This is a genomic window from Ruegeria sp. CJ6 (assembly GCF_056536665.1).
Map to the genome: position 1 here is coordinate 107,410 of NZ_JBQFQB010000007.1, position 16,431 is coordinate 123,840.

The window sequence follows — 16,431 nt, forward strand, 5'->3', positions numbered from 1 at the left end:
GATCTTAAGCCTTCGGCGAAGGTATTTTTAGCCAGATGAAGATGGGATCCTGATGAAAACCGCCCTATTGACCCATGCAGATTGTTTGCACCATGTGACACCTGAGGGACATCCGGAACGGGTTGCGCGGTTGGAGCATATCCTGCATGCGCTTGAGGGGCTGGATGTTCAGCGTGTGACGGCGCCGTTGGCGGCGGATGATGATCTGCTAAGGGTGCATCCGCAGAACCATATCAGCGATATTCTCGACCATAGGCCCCCGGATGGGTTCAAGCAGATTGATGGGGATACGTTCATGTCTCCGGGATCTGTTGATGCGGCCTATCGTGCGGCGGGCGCGGTGGTGCGGGCCGTTGATTTGGTACTGACCGGCGAAGCGCCGAACGCGTTTTGCGCTATTCGGCCTCCGGGGCATCATGCCGAGACCGAGACGGCAATGGGGTTCTGCCTGTTTGGGAATGCCGCGCTGGCTGCAAAGCACGCGTTGGATCATCACGGGTTGAACCGCGTGGCAGTGGTGGATTTCGACGTGCATCATGGCAATGGCACGCAAGACCTGCTTTGGGATGAGAAACGCGCTTTGGTGATTACCAGCCAGCAGATGCCCTTATGGCCGGGCTCGGGCCGCCCGGATGAGACCGGTGCTTATGAGACCGTTTTGAACATACCATTGGCTCCAGGCACGGGTGGGGCCGAGATGCGGGCAGCCTATGAGGCGCAAGCCTTTCCGCGTCTGCGGGCGTTCAGGCCGGAACTGATCATTATATCCGCTGGGTTTGATGCGCATCAGGATGATCCGTTGGCCAATCTCAATTGGTCCACGGGCGATTTCGCCTGGATCACGGCGGAGCTGTGCAAGATTGCCGATGAAGTGTGTGATGGCCGTATCGTCTCGACTCTGGAAGGCGGTTATGATCTGAACGCATTGGCCGAGGCGACACGCGCCCATGTGGAAGAACTGATAAAGGCAGCACGATGACCGATACCCCAGTTGAACAGATGACGTTCGAACAAGCGATGAAAGAGCTTGAGGCCGTGGTTGGCCAGTTGGAACGTGGTGATGTGGCGCTGGATCAATCGATTGCGCTGTACGAACGTGGCGCCGCATTGAAGAAGCGCTGCGAGGATGAGTTGAAGCGTGCTGAGGAAAAAGTGGCCGCGATCACTCTGGACGCAGATGGCCAGCCAACCGGGACGACGCCTGTCGAAGGTCAGTAAATGTTTCGTGAAAAGCTGGCACAGGATGCCACGCTGATTCAGAGCCATTTCGATCTGGTTCTGAGCGCGCTGGATGATCTGGATGTGACACGGGCCATGGCCTATGCCACCGAGGGCGGCAAGCGTCTGCGGGGGTTTCTGGTATTGGAAAGCGCGCGGTTGCTTGGCGTCGATACAGCTCGGGCAATCTGGCCAGCGACAGGTATCGAAGCGCTGCATGCATACTCTCTGGTCCATGACGACCTGCCTTGCATGGATGATGACGACCTGAGGCGTGGACGCCCGACGGTGCACGTGAAATGGGATGAGGGCACCGCCGTTCTGGCCGGGGATGCGCTGCAGACACTTGCGTTTGAGCTTTGCGCTCGGCCAGAGGTTGGAAACGCTGAAATACGCGCTGAATTGGCTCTAACACTGGCAAAAGCGAGCGGCGCACAGGGTATGGTTCTGGGTCAGGCGCTGGATATCGCCGCTGAGACGGCGGCGGAGCCGCTGACACTGGATGAGATTACACATCTGCAAGCGGGCAAGACCGGTGCGTTGATCGAATGGTCCGCCTGCGCGGGTGCGCGATTGGCGCAGGCCGATCCCACCCCCTTGCGCCAATATGCCCAGGCGCTTGGGCTTGCCTTTCAGATCGCGGATGACATTTTGGATGTCGAAGGAGATGCCGAAAAGGCCGGAAAGCGGCTGCAGAAAGACGCCGAGGCGGGCAAGGCGACCTTTGTCTCGCTACTGGGTCTGGACGCCGCCAGATCCCGTGCAATTGAGCTTGTGGAACAGGCTTGTGCTGCGCTGGACGAACATGGCTCCGCTGCAGAAACCTTGAAGCAGGCTGCCCGCTTCGTTATTGCCCGGGACAGCTAAGCCAGGAACGCCAAATGTCTGACCGCCCGAATACGCCCTTGTTGGACCTTGTGAGCCGCCCAGCGGATCTGAAGCAGTTTTCAGATGCGCAGTTGCATCAGGTCGCACATGAGTTGCGGGCCGAGACGATTTCAGCAGTGTCGGTGACCGGAGGGCATCTGGGCGCGGGTCTGGGTGTCGTCGAGCTGACCACGGCGTTGCACGCGGTATTCGACACGCCACGAGACAAGATCATCTGGGACGTAGGTCACCAGTGTTATCCGCACAAGATTCTGACAGAACGCCGGGACCGAATTCGCACCCTGCGCACAAAAGACGGCCTAAGCGGATTCACCAAGCGCAGTGAAAGCGCCTATGATCCATTCGGCGCTGCACATTCCAGTACCTCAATCAGTGCCGCGCTAGGCTTTGCTGTCGCGCGTGATCTAGGCGGCGTTACGCCTGAAGGGCTGGGCGATGCGATCGCTGTGATCGGCGATGGCTCTATGTCCGCCGGTATGGCCTTTGAGGCGATGAATAATGCAGGCCATCTGAAGAAACGCTTGATCGTAATTCTCAATGACAATGAGATGAGCATTGCACCACCAGTGGGCGCCTTGTCGAACTATCTATCGCGCATCTATGCCGAAGAACCATTTCACGATCTGAAAGCTGCTGCCAAAGGTGCGGTATCGTTGCTGCCGGAACCCTTCCGCGAAGGGGCAAAGCGCGCCAAGGATATGCTGAAAGGCATGGCTATGGGTGGGACGCTATTTGAAGAGCTCGGCTTTTCCTATCTCGGCCCCATCGACGGGCATGATCTGGACCAGTTGCTGCCGGTTCTGCGTGCGGTCAAGGCGAAGGCAAGCGGACCGATCCTGATCCATGTGTTGACCAAGAAAGGCAAGGGGTATGCCCCCGCCGAACAGGCCCGCGACAAGGGTCACGCGACCGCCAAGTTCGATGTGGTGACGGGCGAGCAGAAAAAGGCGCCTTCGAACGCGCCTTCCTATACCTCGGTCTTTGGCAAGACACTGGTCGATGAAGCAGCGCGGGATGACAAGATCGTCGCGGTTACAGCCGCGATGCCGGACGGGACCGGGCTGAACCTGTTTGCCGAGCGCTATCCGTCGCGCTGTTTCGACGTAGCGATTGCCGAACAGCATGGCGTGACCTTCTCGGCTGCGTTGGCCGCCGGGGGGATGAAGCCTTTCTGTGCGATGTATTCAACCTTCCTGCAGCGTGGCTATGATCAGGTTGTGCATGATGTGGCGATCCAACGCCTGCCGGTGCGATTTGCCATCGACCGTGCGGGTCTGGTTGGGGCAGACGGTGCGACCCATGCGGGGTCGTTTGATATTGCTTACATGGCCAACCTTCCGGGTATGGTTGTCATGGCGGCTGCAGATGAGGCCGAATTGATGCACATGGTCGCCACTGCGGCGGCACATGACGATGGCCCGATCGCTTTCCGGTATCCTCGCGGCGAAGGAGCGGGCGTTGATCTGCCCGAGCGCGGAGAAGTATTGGAGATCGGCAAGGGCCGATTGATCCAGAAAGGTGCCCGGGTGGCGCTGCTGTCTTTCGGTACGCGGCTGGCCGAAGTGCAGAAAGCAGCAGAGGCGCTGTCGGCGCGCGGGATCAAGCCCACCATCGCCGATGCACGCTTTGCCAAACCGCTGGATCGGGACCTGATCCTTGATCTGGCTGCCAATCACGAGGCACTGATCACCATCGAGGAAGGGGCCATCGGCGGCTTTGGCAGCCATGTTGCGCAATTGCTTGCGGATGAGGGCGTGTTTGACGAAGGGTTGAAGTATCGCTCGATGGTGCTGCCGGATATCTTCATCGATCAGGCGAGCCCGGCGGATATGTACGCCGTCGCAGGAATGAACGCAGAACAGATCGAGGCAAAGGTGCTTTCGGTTCTTGGCGTTGCTACAATCGGTGAGAAACGCGCCTGATATTCGGGTGTTGCCGCCCCTGGATGCTGAAAAAATAAGCAGTTCAAAAATGATCTAGGTCAATTCCTTACACGCTGTGCTACGCTAACACCCGAGTCAGGCAGGCCAACCCCTGTCGATCACTCAAAGGTCGCGAGCGAATGAACAAGCTAGCCAGCCGACGCGCATTCCTGAAAGGGAAAGTGCTGCGCGAGGATACATCAGCCATCCACCCACCGGGTGCGGTGACCGAGTTTCTTGAGCTTTGCACCCAATGCGACGAATGCCGCGAGGCCTGCCCTGAAGATATCATCCGTTTCGACGCGCAAGGCTGGCCTGTTGTGCAATTGGATGCAGGCCCCTGCACTTTTTGCGGTGATTGCGCCAACGCTTGCCCGACCGGGGCGCTGAATCCTGAACACGTGGCCGATTGGCCTTGGCGCGCTGCGGTGTCGGCCTCTTGCCTGTCGATGAATGGTGTCAGTTGTCGGGTCTGTCAGGATGTCTGCGACCACAATGCGATCCGCTTTCGGCTGCAAACCGGTGGTCGTGCTGAACCGCAACTTGACACCGATATTTGTACCGGCTGTGGCGCTTGTGCCAGCGCCTGTCCTGCCGGTTCTGTCAGCTTTGAACGCCACACCCCGCCCACTCAGGAGGTAGCCTTATGAATATCTGTGGATGCCTCGTCCATGTAACCCCCGAAACCACGCAGAGTGCACAGGCCGCGATTGCAGGTACAAACGGGGCAGAAGTTCACGCGGCATCCGAGGATGGCCGCATTGTTGTTGTGGTCGAGGATACGCCGGAAAAAATGGCGTCCGAGACGATCATGGATCTGCACCAGATCCCGGGTGTGATCTCTCTGACCCTGACCTACCACCATTTCGAAGACCTCGCGGAGACCCGTCCGCACCTTAACGCTTCTCGCCAGATCTAAAGCCGGAGACCCATGTCATGACCATCTCTGAATCCCGCCGGACCTTTTTGAAATCAACCGCCGCCGCTGCGACAGCATCAGCCGCAGGACTTCCCCTTGCGACCGGACAAGCCAGCGCTCAGGTCGGCAACCCTGATATCCGTTGGGACAAAGCCGCCTGCCGGTTCTGCGGTACCGGATGTTCGGTTCTGGTTGGCACCAAAGACGGGCGCGTAGTTGCCACGCAGGGCGACCCGGATGCGCCGGTGAACCGCGGTCTGAACTGTATCAAGGGCTATTTCCTGTCCAAGATCATGTACGGCAAAGACCGCCTGACCACGCCGATGCTGCGCAAAACCAACGGCGAATATGACAAGAACGGTGAGTTCGAACCCGTCAGCTGGGACGAAGCCTTCGACGTCATGGCTGCCAAGTGGAAAGAGGCATTGGCCAAGAAAGGCCCGACCAGTGTCGGCATGTTCGGCTCGGGCCAGTGGACCGTTTGGGAAGGCTACGCCGCTGCCAAACTGATGAAGGCTGGTTTCCGGTCCAACAACATCGACCCGAACGCGCGCCACTGTATGGCCTCGGCGGTTGTCGGCTTCATGCGCACCTTCGGCATTGATGAACCAATGGGCTGCTATGACGATTTCGAGCACGCAGACACATTCGTGCTCTGGGGCTCGAACATGGCCGAGATGCACCCGATTCTGTGGTCACGCCTGACCGACACACGTCTGACCAAACCGGGATCCGAAGTGCATGTACTGTCGACCTATGAACACCGCTCGTTCGAGTTGGCCGACAATGGAATGGTCTTTGCGCCGCAGACCGATCTGGCGATCCTGAACTATATCGCCAACTACATTATCCAGAACGGCGCGGTGAACGAAGAGTTCGTCAACAAACACGTCAACATCACCAAGACCGCCACCGATATTGGCTATGGACTGCGCGATAACAACCCGCTGCAGGAAGAGGCAGAGAATCCAAACTCTGGCAAGATGGAGCCGATCAGCTTCGAAGAATATGCCGAAGCGGTATCGGAATACACGCTGGAATACACATCGGAACTCTCCGGTGTTCCTGCCGCTCAGCTTGAGCGTCTGGCCCAGCAATATGCCGACCCCAACCGCAAAGTGATGAGTCTGTGGACCATGGGCTTCAACCAGCACACTCGCGGATCGTGGGTGAACTCGCTGATGTACAATGTGCACCTGCTGGTGGGTAAGATTTCCGAACCCGGAAACTCGCCCTTCTCGCTCACCGGTCAACCTTCGGCCTGTGGTACGGCACGTGAGGTCGGAACCTTCGCTCACCGTCTGCCAGCTGATATGGTTGTTGCAAACGACAAACACCGCGAGATTTGCGAGACCGCGTGGAAAATTCCTGCGGGCACCATCCCACCCAAACCCGGGTTCCACGCCGTTTTGCAGCACCGCAAGCTGAAGGACGGCGATCTGAATGCCTATTGGGTGCAGTGCACCAACAACATGCAGGCCGCGCCCAATATCAACGAAGAAGGCTATCCCGGCTATCGCAACCCGGAGAACTTCATTGCCGTCTCCGATCCTTATCCTACTGTAACAGCCCTGTCGGCTGACCTGATCCTGCCTACCGCCATGTGGGTCGAGAAGGAAGGCGCCTATGGCAACGCCGAGCGTCGCACCCAATTCTGGCGGCAACAAGTCAAAGCTCCGGGCGAAGCGAAATCCGATCTGTGGCAGTTGATGGAGTTCTCCAAACGCTTCACCGTTGAAGAGGTTTGGGGCGAGGAACTGCTGGCCACCATGCCAGAACATCGTGGTAAGACCATGTATGACGTGCTGTTCGCCAATGGCACGATCGACAAGTTCCCGCTGTCAGAGACCGCAGAAGGATTCGACAACGACGAGTCCGAGCACTTTGGCTACTACGTGCAAAAGGGCCTGTTCGAGGAATATGCCGAGTTTGGGCGCGGCCACGCGCACGATCTGGCCCCATTCGAAACCTACCACCAGGCGCGTGGCCTGCGCTGGCCAGTCGTGGATGGCAGGGAAACACTGTACCGCTTCCGAGAAGGCTATGATCCGTATGTGCCTGAAGGCGAAGACGTGAAATTCTATGGCCATAAGGACGGCAAGGCCAAGATCATCTTCGCGCCATACGAACCCGCCCCCGAGGTACCGGATGAGGAATTCAACCTGTGGCTCTGCACCGGGCGTGTGCTGGAACATTGGCATTCAGGTTCGATGACCCGCCGCGTGCCCGAACTGCACCGCTCCTATCCCGCCGCCGTTGTCTACATGCACCCGGATGATGCGCGCGACCGCGGTCTGCGCCGCGGGCAGGAGATCGTTCTTTCCACCCGCCGCGGCGAAGTTAACAGCCGGGTCGAAACCCGAGGCCGGAACAAAGTGCCGCGTGGCCTGGTGTTCATGCCATGGTTCGACGAAGGCCAGTTGACAAACAAGCTGACTTTGGACGCGACCTGCCCGCTCTCGAAAGAGACCGACTTCAAGAAATGCGCTTGTAAGGTCGAGCGCGCGTAAAAGGCTGGCAAGGCAAAGGTCGTCCCCATGTCTCGTGTTGGCACACCCCTTTCGCCGCAGCGGCGCCGGTTCCTGCAGGACTCAGCGCGCGCAGCGGGTGGCTGCGTAGCAGCCGGGTCCTTGCTGGCCTGGCTGGCGCGGGACGCACGGGCGTTGCCGGCCGAGGCATTGCGCCCCCCCGGTGCCTTGCCGGAAAAAGACTTTCTGTCAGCCTGCATCCGCTGTGGTCTGTGCGTGCGAGAGTGTCCCTATGACACGCTGAAACTGGCCGAGCTGGGTGTCGATGCGGTGGCCACCGGCACGCCGTATTTCACCGCCCGCGATATCCCTTGCGAAATGTGTGACGACATCCCCTGCGTCGCTGCCTGCCCGACCGGGGCGCTGGACCCGGGACTGGACAATATCGACGACGCCAAGATGGGTGTCGCCGTTCTGGTCGATCAGGAAAACTGCCTAAACTTCTTCGGCCTGCGCTGCGATGTCTGTTACCGCGTCTGCCCCGTCATCGACGAGGCCATTACGCTGGAGACCGAACACAACGCCCGCTCAGGCAGTCATGCAATCTTCATTCCAACCGTTCACGCCGATCATTGCACCGGCTGCGGCGTTTGCGAGAAAAGCTGCGTTCTTCCTGAAGCCGCAATTAAGGTTTTGCCCGCCCGACTGGCCCGGGGCAGCAGCGCCGACCATTACCGCAAGGGCTGGGAAGAGAAAGAAGCCAAAGGCGCGCCCGTCGTCGAAGGTATCATCGATTTGCCTGATCGCCTGCCGGGACCGGGCACCGATAACCTTGTCGCACCGGGCGGGTTTGAGCCCAGATTCAAATTGCCGGAGGTCACTCAATGACCGTCCGCACAAACATGCCGCTGGGGCATGAAGCTATCGCCGCCAAAGGTTGGCTGAGTGCCCATAAATACCTGCTGCTGCGCCGTGCCAGCCAAGTGTTCTTCCTGGTACTGTTCCTGTTGGGCCCGTGGTTCGGCATCTGGATTGTGCAGGGCACTCTGGCCGGGTCGCTGACCCTAGGCGTACTGCCCCTGACCGATCCGTTCGTCTTGCTGCAAAGTCTGATCGCAGGGCACTGGCCCGAGCTGACCGCCGCCATTGGTGCCGTCATCGTTCTGGCGACCTACGCGTTGGTCGGAGGCCGCGTCTATTGCTCGTGGGTCTGCCCGATCAACCCTGTAACCGACGGCGCGCACTGGCTGCACCGCAAGCTGGGTCTGCAAAAAGGCTGGCAGCCCAAACGCGGAACGCGGCTGTGGATCATGGCCACTGTGCTGATCGTCTCTGGCCTGACTGGCGCAATTGCATGGGAACTGGTCAACCCGATCACCATGCTGCATCGCGGGTTGATCTTTGGCATGGGCTTCGTCTGGGCGATGGTCGCCGCGATCTTCCTGTTTGACTTGCTTGTCTCGCGCCATGGATGGTGCGGCCATGTCTGCCCCGTAGGCGCATTCTACGGACTGGTGGGCAGCAAGGCGATGCTGCGGGTCAGCGCCGCCAATCGCGACGCCTGTGACGATTGCATGGACTGCTACGCGGTTTGCCCGGAAAACCATGTGATCTCTCCGGCGCTGAAAGGCAAAGACAACCCGCTGATCCTGTCGCCCGACTGCACCAATTGCGGTCGCTGCATCGATGTCTGCGCTGAAGACGTTTTCAAATTCACCCATCGGTTCGACGCCCTGACCGTCGCGCCACCGGAATCAACCGCCGCGCCCCAGCCGCGCGCCTCAAGACCTTTTTGAAGGAGTGAGAAGATGAAAAAGCCGATCCTAGTGGGCCTTGCCCTGATCCCGCCGCTGCTCCTCGGTGGCCTGGCCCTCGCGCAGTCTGCCGGAGTTAACAGCCTACGCGGTGCCGAAGTCGATGAACCCGCCGTCCTGGATCAGGTGCATCGGACAGTCGAAGGCCGTATGCAGCGTAATTATCGCCAGCAGCCGCCGCTGATCCCACATTCGATCGAACAGTACCAGATCGACCTGCGCACCAATCAGTGCCTCTCCTGCCATGACTGGACCAAGGCTGGTGAACGCAACGCTCCGACGTTGTCGATGACTCACTATCTGGACCGCGAAGGGCGAGAGTTGGATCAGATCGCCGGCACACGGTATTTCTGCAATCAGTGCCACGTACCACAGGCCGATGCGCTGCCTCTGGTCGATAACACTTTTGAACCTTCCTCCGGAAACTGAACACAGGTCGAAAAGGAGAGCGCGACATGTCCGACTCCCAAGAAAAACAAGGACTCATCCGGCGCCTCTGGACCTGGTTCTGGAGCCCGATCGCCGTCCTCAGTGTCGGCTTTACACTACTGGCCGGGTTTCTGGCAGGCATCCTGTTCTGGGGTGGGTTCCACTGGGCACTGGAATTGACCAACACGGAAGAGTTCTGCGTATCCTGCCACACGATGGAAACCAATCTGGGCGAATATCGGGAAACGGTCCATTACAATAACGATTCCGGCGTGCGGGCCATCTGTTCCGATTGCCACGTCCCGGACGAGTGGAACCACAAGATCAAAGCCAAGATCATGGCCGTGAAGGACGTCTACCACGAACTGGCAGGCACCATCAGCACGAAAGAGAAGTATGAGGACCATCGTCTTTCCATGGCGTCGGCCGTATGGAAGAAGATGAAGGAATCCGACAGCCGCGAATGCCGCAACTGCCACAACTTTGACTATATGGACTTCACCCTTCAGGAAACCCGCGCAGCCAGCGAACACCAGCGCGCAATCGACACCGGCATGACCTGCATCGATTGCCACCAGGGCATCGCACACAGTCTCCCACCCAACTATTTGGAAACGTATGAGAAGATTGCGAAAGAGGTAGATGGTGAGGTTCTGCAGGAACACGCTGCAGCATCAGGGGACGACATCCGCGCGTTCCTGAACAAAAGCTCGGAACAAGGTGGGGACTGAGATGTTAGAGATACTTGGAACCATCGGCGGTAACGTACTGGGTCTGCCCGGCATTCTGGGTCTGGCACTGGGAATGATGACGCGCCAATACTGGTTGGGTGCACTGATGGGTGGATTGGTTGGCCTAATCGCGCCTCTGCTCTTTGCCGGTTGGCAGATTTCCCACGTTGGAACGATAGCGCTGCTGATCGCAATTATCGTTGGTCTCTGCGCCGGAAGTCTGGGCACCGCCATTCGCCGCAAGGGCGCAACCGTCTGAAGTGGTTGGTCGGGCCCGGCGGCAATTCCGGGGTCACCGCCCCCAGTTTTCCGCCGGATCGCTTTCCGCATAGTCCCGCAAAAGCGCGATATCCGAGATTTCGGCGTGGTTGCGGTTGATCTTCACACCCACCGCCTTGAGCCGCGAAAACGCCCGGCTCAGGCTTTCCGGCTTCATCCCCAGACGGCCTGCGATGAGCATCTTATCGTAGGGCAGCAAAACCTCGCATCCGCCTTTGTCGCTGTCGCAGAGATTCAACAAAAACTCGGCCACGCGTTGCGCTCCGGTCTGAGCCTTGAGTTGCTCTAGCTGCGCCACCAACGAGTGAAGATGGGTAAAGGTCGCGGCCAGAATAGAAATACCGATCTCAGGGTCCTCTCTCATCAATGAGATCAGGATCGGACTGGGGATATGCATGACATCACAGGCCGATACGGCCTCGGCGGATACAGGATAGGGAACGTTACGCAGAGCTACGGCCTCACCAAAGCTGTCACCACGTTTGAAGACGCTCACGACGGCTTCGGCCCCGGTGGGGGTCATGCGGAACAGCTTGACCCAACCCTCAAGCACGACGTGGATGGCCTGCGCTTTTTCCTCCTGCAGGAATATTGTCTCACCACGGTCATACTGACGCCAGATCGCGTGGCTCAGCAGTGTTTCCACATGCTGTTCCGGTAAACTGCGCAGCAGCAGCGACTGACGTGCGATCGCTTTTTGTGCTTCGTGAGACAAGAGAATACCCCTGTTATTTCCTGCCGGCGCATGGGCGCGGTCGGTCCATCCCTGTTCCACGCTATGCCAGAGCCGGCAGTTGTGCACCATAGTTTTATGTTGCCTAAACTTGACTATTGTCATGTTGCGGCTTGGTTCGCTGCCCTATTCTCGGCTCAAAGCCAGTATTCCGGGGAGCACGTAACATGGACTACGAGCGTTATTTCAGTCAAAGCCTCAGTGACCTTCGGGATGAAGGGAACTATCGTGTTTTCATAGACTTGCAGCGTCGCTGTGGTTCTTTCCCGAACGCGCGTCAGACGGATGGATCTGTCCAGCGAAATGTGCGGATCTGGTGTTCGAATGACTATCTTGGCATGGGTCAGCACCCATCTGTTATCGATGCAATGCATGACGCATTGGATCGCTGCGGCGCGGGGGCCGGGGGCACGCGAAACATATCAGGCACCACTCACGACCACGTGCTGCTTGAGGCCGAACTGGCCGATCTGCATGGAAAGGAAGCCGCGCTTCTGTTTACTTCCGGGTATGTTTCGAATTGGGCAGCCCTTGGCACTCTCGCCGCGAAAATCCCCGGCCTGATCGTATTCTCTGATGCACTGAACCATGCCTCGATGATCGAAGGCATCCGCCACTCGCGGGCGCAGAAGGTGATCTGGAAACACAACGATTTGGATGACCTTGAAGCCAAACTGGCCGCAGCTGATCCCGATGCGCCGAAGATGATCGCGTTCGAGTCGGTCTATTCGATGGATGGTGACATCGCCCCCATCAAAGAGATTTGCGATCTCGCCGACAAATACGGCGCGATGACCTATCTGGATGAGGTTCATGCCGTTGGCCTCTATGGGCCACGCGGCGGTGGTATCGCTGAACGAGAAGGCCTTATGGATCGCCTGACGGTGATCGAAGGCACGCTTGGCAAAGCGTTCGGTGTGGTGGGCGGGTATATTGCTGCCTCGGCTGCGCTGTGCGATTTCGTGCGCAGCTTCGCCAGCGGGTTTATTTTTACCACCGCCCTGCCACCATCGATCGCGGCCGGGGCCGCGGCCTCGATCCGGCATTTGAAACAATCGAATGCTGAACGCGACCTGCAGAAAGCCCGTGTATCGCAGGTTCGGGCTCGTTTGGATGCGGAAGGTATTCCTCATATTCCTAACCCCAGCCACATCATCCCGGTGATGGTTGGCGATCCGGTGAAGTGCAAGTTTATCTCGGACACGCTGCTGGAAGAGTTCGGCATCTACATTCAGCCGATCAATTATCCCACCGTACCAAAAGGGACCGAGCGTCTGCGGATCACGCCGTCTCCGGTACATACGGATGAGGATATCGAGCATCTGGTTGGCGCGCTGTCCACACTCTGGCAACGCTGTCAGATTGCGCGCATGCCGATGGCAGCCCAGTAACCAAGAAGCGCCCCCTAGCGTAAAACTTCGCCGTCTCCCCGGAGGCGGCGTTTTTTGAGTCAGATCAGGTAGAGGGCGAAGACAATGATGGCAAAGCCCGTCAGCACCATGGTGAAACCTCGCAGCCAGGCCGGGCTGTTTACGAGATCAAGATAACAAGCCAGGATAACGCGACATTTCGCCAGTGCGAGGACCAGAATACACCCCGCCAGAACGGCTGGCGGGATGGGCAGCACAGTCAGCAGTGCAGATGCAACGCTGAGCGCCAGAAGGCTGAGCCATGCGCGCGTGAGCGTATTCGGGAGCCTCCGGCGGGAGTATTTGGGAAAAGATGAAGCTGCGGGCATCCGTATTATCCCAACAGGTAGATCACGGGGAAAAGCAGGATCCAGACCAGATCGACCATGTGCCAGAACTGCGCACCTGCCTCAATGTTGCGTGGATCGTCACGCCAGGCGACCAGCAGCAGGATACCGACCCCTGCCAACACATGTGCGGCGTGAAACCCGGTCAGCAGATAATAGAACAGGAAAAATGGGTGGGTCTCATAGGTGATCCCCTGTGCGGCTTTGCCCGCGTATTCCGCACCTTTGATGATCAGGAACACGACACCCAGCACGGCGGCAGTGATCAAGGCCATTCGAGCCACGCCCCGGCGCGCGATTTTTCGCCACTGCAGCGCCTGCGCCGCCAGATAGCCCGAAGTGACCAGCACCACCGTGTTTAGCGCTGCCCCTGTCCGGTAAAGGTGCGATTGAGCCTCGGCAAATCCTGTCGGGTCGGTCAGGCGCACGCCCATAAAGGCAATCAGGCCCGCGCCGAAAACCAGCAATTCCGAGATGATCAGAACCCACATCAGCAGCTCGCCCGGAAGCTCATCGATCAAAGAGGCGTCGCTCATGCTCCAACCAGTTGGCGGTAGATCTGAGGCAGGGCCATGATCAGCCGGTGCGGGTCGGGGATGACGGCGAAGCCGCCTTGACCGAACATGCGCGGGAACCAGCTTTTGCCGGTTTTGTCGATGGTAACGCCAAAGACCGATTGCCCTGCCCTACGCGCCTCGCGCACGGCCATGCAGGTGTCTTCGATACCGTGGCGACCCTCGTAATGGTCCAGGTCGTTGGGTTTGCCGTCAGTGATGATCAATAGCAACCGGCGTTTGCGCGATTGGCCGGCCAGATCGGCGGAACAATGGCGTATTGCGGCGCCGAGGCGGGTATAGTGGCCGGGGCGCAGCGAGGCGATGCGCTGTTCCACCAAACTACCCATCGGCTCATCGAAGCGTTTACAGCGCTGCACATAAACCCGCTGGCGTTTCAGCGAGCTGAAGGCGTGGATGGCGAAATCGTCGCCGCAGGCGTTCAGACCCCAGGCGAGTGCCGCAAGAGCCTCGCGTTCAATGTCGATTACGGCGCGGCCTGTGACGGCGCTTTCGGTCGAGCGGCTGACATCCAGCAGGATAGACACCGCCAAATCGCGCGCCTCGGGGCGCGATTGCATCCAAATACGTTCGGTGCCTTCGCCATTGGCACAACGGTCTACCTGCGCCCGAACGGCTGCCTCGATATCCAATTGATCACCATCCAGATGACCGCGTGTCATCACGCGGCCCGGGCGCAGCGCCTCGAACTGGCGTTTCACGGCGCGGATGCGGCGGGCAGTGGCGGGGTCTTTGCCGAACTCGGCGGCATCTTCGCGAATCTCGGCATCCGAGGTCAGAACGTTGACATGATCGGGCAAGTATTGGCCGATGCGCACGTCCCATTCGGGATACAAAACCCGTCCCGACAGGCGTTCGCGGTTCACGTCCTCCGGAGCGAGGTCCAGATGAAGTTTCAGTTTGGTCGGCGGCGCCTTCGAGATCTGACCCAAGCCAATCTCTTCCTGATCATCGGCGGCTTTCTTGGCGTTATCAGGATCGTCATCGTCGATGCGCCGGTTGATGTTCAGGAACTCGGCCCAACTGAGGATCGCTTCGAACTTGTGCAGGATGAAACTGTCGCTGCGGTTGGCCTGATCCGATTTGCGGCGGCGGGCACGGTGGGTTTTTTCGCCGGATTCCTCAGGCGGTCCTTCGGTTTCGGGGTTCTCCACTTCGTTATGTTCGGAGAACCCGACCGGGCGCAACTCGGGCCACAGCGGGACAGGCCGGAAATGCTGATAGGCGCGCGGGGCGGTGAGGTCGTCATCCAACGCTAGAAGATGTTCAGCCTTTGGCGACAAAGGCGCGGGGTCGCCCAGCATGTGGCGGACCAGTTCTTCAACCGCTGCCTCGACGGGTGGCAGCCCGGAAATGTCGCGTTGATACAGCACGCCCTTGCACAGCTCGGTATAAAGCGGGCGCAGGCCAGGGGCGTTGTGCAACGCCGCCTCGACCATCTGTCGGGCGGCGACAAGCGCATGCAGGTCGGCGCGCAACGGGTCGTCTTCGTCGCTACGAGTTCCGGCATGTGCAGCGGCGGCGGCCAGCCAGACATAAAGCGCACCGTTGGCTTCACGCGCGGGAAACACCGCTAGCCGATCCGGCAAACGCAGAACTTCGCCATCGAACGACGCACGCGGCATTAGCTCGGCCTCGGTTGCCAGACGACGACGCCACCCCAGACGGTGGCGCGAAATCTCGGGCGAGACCGGGCGCAATTCTACGCCCGGACTACCCCCAAGTCCTCGAAAGAGGACTGCCAGCCGCCCTGCGACCTCTGAGAGGTCGACCGCGGCTCCATCATGCACTTCAGGTGCATCAAGGCGACTGGCAAGGGTGTGCCACAGTTTCCCGATCGTTTCTTCGGGTTCCCATGGCTCAAAATCGATCCTGACCATCGGCCGGCCTCACCCAAAGACAGCCGTGACAAGATCGAGGAGCCCGCGTTTGATATCCTCATCATCAGTCAGAGGTTCGATCATTGCGGCGAGGATGGCGCGGTCGGTGGACATGCCCTGTGCGATCAGCGTCGCGGCATAAACGACCAGACGGGTGGACACGCCTTCCTCAAGGTCCTGACCCTTAAGCCCGCGCAACTTACCTGCAAGGCGTACCAGCGGTTTACAGCGTTCAAGCGGCAGACCACTTTCTTGCGCGACGACTTCGGCCTCCATCTCGGGCGAAGGAAAGTCGAATTCCAGCGAGATGAACCGCTGCCTGGTCGAGGGTTTCAGGGTTTTCAGGATATTCTGGTATCCGGGGTTGTACGAGGCCACCAGCATGAAGCCGGGCGCGGCCTCAAGCTCTTCACCGGTGCGGTCGATCGGCAGGATGCGCCGGTCATCGGTCAGCGGGTGCAGCACAACGGTGACGTCCTTGCGGGCTTCGACCACCTCATCAAGGTAGCAGATCGCGCCTTCGCGCACCGCACGAGTCAGAGGGCCATCAACCCAGACGGTTTCGCCGCCCTTCAACAGGTAGCGACCGATCAGGTCGGCGGCGGCGAGGTCATCGTGGCAGGCCACGGTATAAAGCGGGCGACCAAGCTTGGCGGCCATATGGGCCACAAAGCGGGTCTTACCGCAACCTGTTGGACCTTTCAGCAAAACCGGCAGGTCGTTGTTGTAGGCGGCGGTGAACACATCGCATTCATCGCTTTGGGCGAGGTAGAAGGGGGCGTTCGCCGCCCCCTCATTCAGTTTCATGGAGCCATCCAT

Annotated in this window: 18 protein-coding genes; 13 read left to right on the forward strand and 5 right to left on the reverse strand. The window is 59.2% G+C overall.

From position 1 onward, the window contains the following. Window positions 1-52: 52 nt before the first annotated feature. The 12 genes from ACR0BT_RS18470 to ACR0BT_RS18525 all read left to right on the forward strand — a co-directional run bounded on the left by ACR0BT_RS18470 (window position 53) and on the right by ACR0BT_RS18525 (window position 10,648). Complete coding sequence (locus ACR0BT_RS18470; protein ID WP_480763798.1) at window positions 53-979, forward strand: histone deacetylase family protein; 927 nt, start codon at window positions 53-55, stop codon at window positions 977-979. Continuing rightward, window positions 976-1,218, forward strand: coding sequence for an exodeoxyribonuclease VII small subunit (locus ACR0BT_RS18475; protein WP_010443127.1), 243 nt, complete (start codon window positions 976-978; stop codon window positions 1,216-1,218). Before ACR0BT_RS18470 ends, ACR0BT_RS18475 begins: the two co-directional genes overlap by 4 nt. Continuing rightward, the gene (locus ACR0BT_RS18480; RefSeq protein ID WP_170776397.1) at window positions 1,219-2,085 is read left to right on the forward strand and encodes a polyprenyl synthetase family protein; all 867 of its coding nucleotides are present in this window, start codon (window positions 1,219-1,221) and stop codon (window positions 2,083-2,085) included. A 14-nt stretch (window positions 2,086-2,099) separates the two neighbouring features. Next, on the forward strand, window positions 2,100-4,028 hold the full coding sequence (dxs, locus tag ACR0BT_RS18485; protein WP_223117369.1) for a 1-deoxy-D-xylulose-5-phosphate synthase: 1,929 nt from the start codon (window positions 2,100-2,102) through the stop codon (window positions 4,026-4,028). A 140-nt stretch (window positions 4,029-4,168) separates the two neighbouring features. After that, the gene (gene napF / locus ACR0BT_RS18490) at window positions 4,169-4,678 is read left to right on the forward strand and encodes a ferredoxin-type protein NapF (RefSeq protein WP_170408124.1); all 510 of its coding nucleotides are present in this window, start codon (window positions 4,169-4,171) and stop codon (window positions 4,676-4,678) included. Next, window positions 4,675-4,947, forward strand: a complete 273-nt coding sequence (locus ACR0BT_RS18495) for a chaperone NapD (RefSeq protein WP_170425561.1) — start codon at window positions 4,675-4,677, stop codon at window positions 4,945-4,947. The genes napF and ACR0BT_RS18495 overlap by 4 nt, the downstream gene beginning before the upstream one ends. A gap of 17 nt (window positions 4,948-4,964) precedes the next feature. Then, window positions 4,965-7,457, forward strand: coding sequence for a nitrate reductase catalytic subunit NapA (gene napA / locus ACR0BT_RS18500; RefSeq protein ID WP_480763799.1), 2,493 nt, complete (start codon window positions 4,965-4,967; stop codon window positions 7,455-7,457). A 27-nt stretch (window positions 7,458-7,484) separates the two neighbouring features. After that, window positions 7,485-8,303 (forward strand): ferredoxin-type protein NapG, encoded by an 819-nt coding sequence (gene napG, locus ACR0BT_RS18505; protein WP_170737076.1) that lies wholly within the window; start codon window positions 7,485-7,487, stop codon window positions 8,301-8,303. Further along, window positions 8,300-9,211 (forward strand): quinol dehydrogenase ferredoxin subunit NapH, encoded by a 912-nt coding sequence (gene napH, locus ACR0BT_RS18510; protein ID WP_480763800.1) that lies wholly within the window; start codon window positions 8,300-8,302, stop codon window positions 9,209-9,211. Before napG ends, napH begins: the two co-directional genes overlap by 4 nt. Before the next feature lie 12 nt (window positions 9,212-9,223). After that, complete coding sequence (locus tag ACR0BT_RS18515) at window positions 9,224-9,658, forward strand: nitrate reductase cytochrome c-type subunit (protein WP_170398181.1); 435 nt, start codon at window positions 9,224-9,226, stop codon at window positions 9,656-9,658. 26 nt (window positions 9,659-9,684) lie between these two features. Continuing rightward, entirely contained in the window at window positions 9,685-10,389 is a 705-nt protein-coding gene (locus tag ACR0BT_RS18520; RefSeq protein WP_170398176.1) for a NapC/NirT family cytochrome c, read from the forward strand. 1 nt (window position 10,390) lies between these two features. Then, a complete protein-coding gene (locus ACR0BT_RS18525) occupies window positions 10,391-10,648 on the forward strand; it encodes a hypothetical protein (RefSeq protein ID WP_170408114.1) in 258 nt (85 codons plus the stop codon). A 33-nt stretch (window positions 10,649-10,681) separates the two neighbouring features. Here ACR0BT_RS18525 and ACR0BT_RS18530 read toward each other — a convergent pair whose 3' ends face one another. Continuing rightward, window positions 10,682-11,383 (reverse strand): Crp/Fnr family transcriptional regulator, encoded by a 702-nt coding sequence (locus tag ACR0BT_RS18530; RefSeq protein ID WP_170398170.1) that lies wholly within the window; start codon window positions 11,381-11,383, stop codon window positions 10,682-10,684. A gap of 185 nt (window positions 11,384-11,568) precedes the next feature. Here ACR0BT_RS18530 and hemA point away from each other — a divergent pair, with 185 nt between their 5' ends. After that, entirely contained in the window at window positions 11,569-12,792 is a 1,224-nt protein-coding gene (gene hemA, locus ACR0BT_RS18535) for a 5-aminolevulinate synthase (protein ID WP_170513608.1), read from the forward strand. Between the two features lie 59 nt (window positions 12,793-12,851). Here hemA and ACR0BT_RS18540 read toward each other — a convergent pair whose 3' ends face one another. The 4 genes from ACR0BT_RS18540 to ACR0BT_RS18555 are packed head-to-tail and all read right to left on the reverse strand — an operon-like array spanning window position 12,852 to window position 16,431. Next, the gene (locus tag ACR0BT_RS18540; protein WP_480459885.1) at window positions 12,852-13,139 is read right to left on the reverse strand and encodes a cytochrome C oxidase subunit IV family protein; all 288 of its coding nucleotides are present in this window, start codon (window positions 13,137-13,139) and stop codon (window positions 12,852-12,854) included. A 5-nt stretch (window positions 13,140-13,144) separates the two neighbouring features. Continuing rightward, window positions 13,145-13,693, reverse strand: coding sequence for a cytochrome c oxidase subunit 3 (locus ACR0BT_RS18545; protein WP_170425549.1), 549 nt, complete (start codon window positions 13,691-13,693; stop codon window positions 13,145-13,147). Next, window positions 13,690-15,612, reverse strand: coding sequence for a nitric oxide reductase activation protein NorD (locus tag ACR0BT_RS18550; protein WP_480763801.1), 1,923 nt, complete (start codon window positions 15,610-15,612; stop codon window positions 13,690-13,692). Before ACR0BT_RS18550 ends, ACR0BT_RS18545 begins: the two co-directional genes overlap by 4 nt. 9 nt (window positions 15,613-15,621) lie before the next feature. Further along, window positions 15,622-16,431: a CbbQ/NirQ/NorQ/GpvN family protein gene (locus tag ACR0BT_RS18555; protein WP_170398158.1), complete on the reverse strand. Its 810-nt coding sequence runs from the start codon at window positions 16,429-16,431 to the stop codon at window positions 15,622-15,624.

Bases quoted from the DNA above. Each gene is read 5' to 3' on its own strand.
- ACR0BT_RS18470 (WP_480763798.1), top strand. From the start codon at position 53: ATGAAAACCGCCCTATTGACCCATGCAGATTGTTTGCACCATGTGACA.
- ACR0BT_RS18475 (WP_010443127.1), top strand. From the start codon at position 976: ATGACCGATACCCCAGTTGAACAGATGACGTTCGAACAAGCGATGAAA.
- ACR0BT_RS18480 (WP_170776397.1), top strand. From the start codon at position 1,219: ATGTTTCGTGAAAAGCTGGCACAGGATGCCACGCTGATTCAGAGCCAT.
- dxs (WP_223117369.1), top strand. From the start codon at position 2,100: ATGTCTGACCGCCCGAATACGCCCTTGTTGGACCTTGTGAGCCGCCCA.
- napF (WP_170408124.1), top strand. From the start codon at position 4,169: ATGAACAAGCTAGCCAGCCGACGCGCATTCCTGAAAGGGAAAGTGCTG.
- ACR0BT_RS18495 (WP_170425561.1), top strand. From the start codon at position 4,675: ATGAATATCTGTGGATGCCTCGTCCATGTAACCCCCGAAACCACGCAG.
- napA (WP_480763799.1), top strand. From the start codon at position 4,965: ATGACCATCTCTGAATCCCGCCGGACCTTTTTGAAATCAACCGCCGCC.
- napG (WP_170737076.1), top strand. From the start codon at position 7,485: ATGTCTCGTGTTGGCACACCCCTTTCGCCGCAGCGGCGCCGGTTCCTG.
- napH (WP_480763800.1), top strand. From the start codon at position 8,300: ATGACCGTCCGCACAAACATGCCGCTGGGGCATGAAGCTATCGCCGCC.
- ACR0BT_RS18515 (WP_170398181.1), top strand. From the start codon at position 9,224: ATGAAAAAGCCGATCCTAGTGGGCCTTGCCCTGATCCCGCCGCTGCTC.
- ACR0BT_RS18520 (WP_170398176.1), top strand. From the start codon at position 9,685: ATGTCCGACTCCCAAGAAAAACAAGGACTCATCCGGCGCCTCTGGACC.
- ACR0BT_RS18525 (WP_170408114.1), top strand. From the start codon at position 10,391: ATGTTAGAGATACTTGGAACCATCGGCGGTAACGTACTGGGTCTGCCC.
- hemA (WP_170513608.1), top strand. From the start codon at position 11,569: ATGGACTACGAGCGTTATTTCAGTCAAAGCCTCAGTGACCTTCGGGAT.
- ACR0BT_RS18540 (WP_480459885.1), bottom strand. From the start codon at position 13,139: ATGCCCGCAGCTTCATCTTTTCCCAAATACTCCCGCCGGAGGCTCCCG.
- ACR0BT_RS18545 (WP_170425549.1), bottom strand. From the start codon at position 13,693: ATGAGCGACGCCTCTTTGATCGATGAGCTTCCGGGCGAGCTGCTGATG.
- ACR0BT_RS18550 (WP_480763801.1), bottom strand. From the start codon at position 15,612: ATGGTCAGGATCGATTTTGAGCCATGGGAACCCGAAGAAACGATCGGG.
- ACR0BT_RS18555 (WP_170398158.1), bottom strand. From the start codon at position 16,431: ATGGATGGCTCCATGAAACTGAATGAGGGGGCGGCGAACGCCCCCTTC.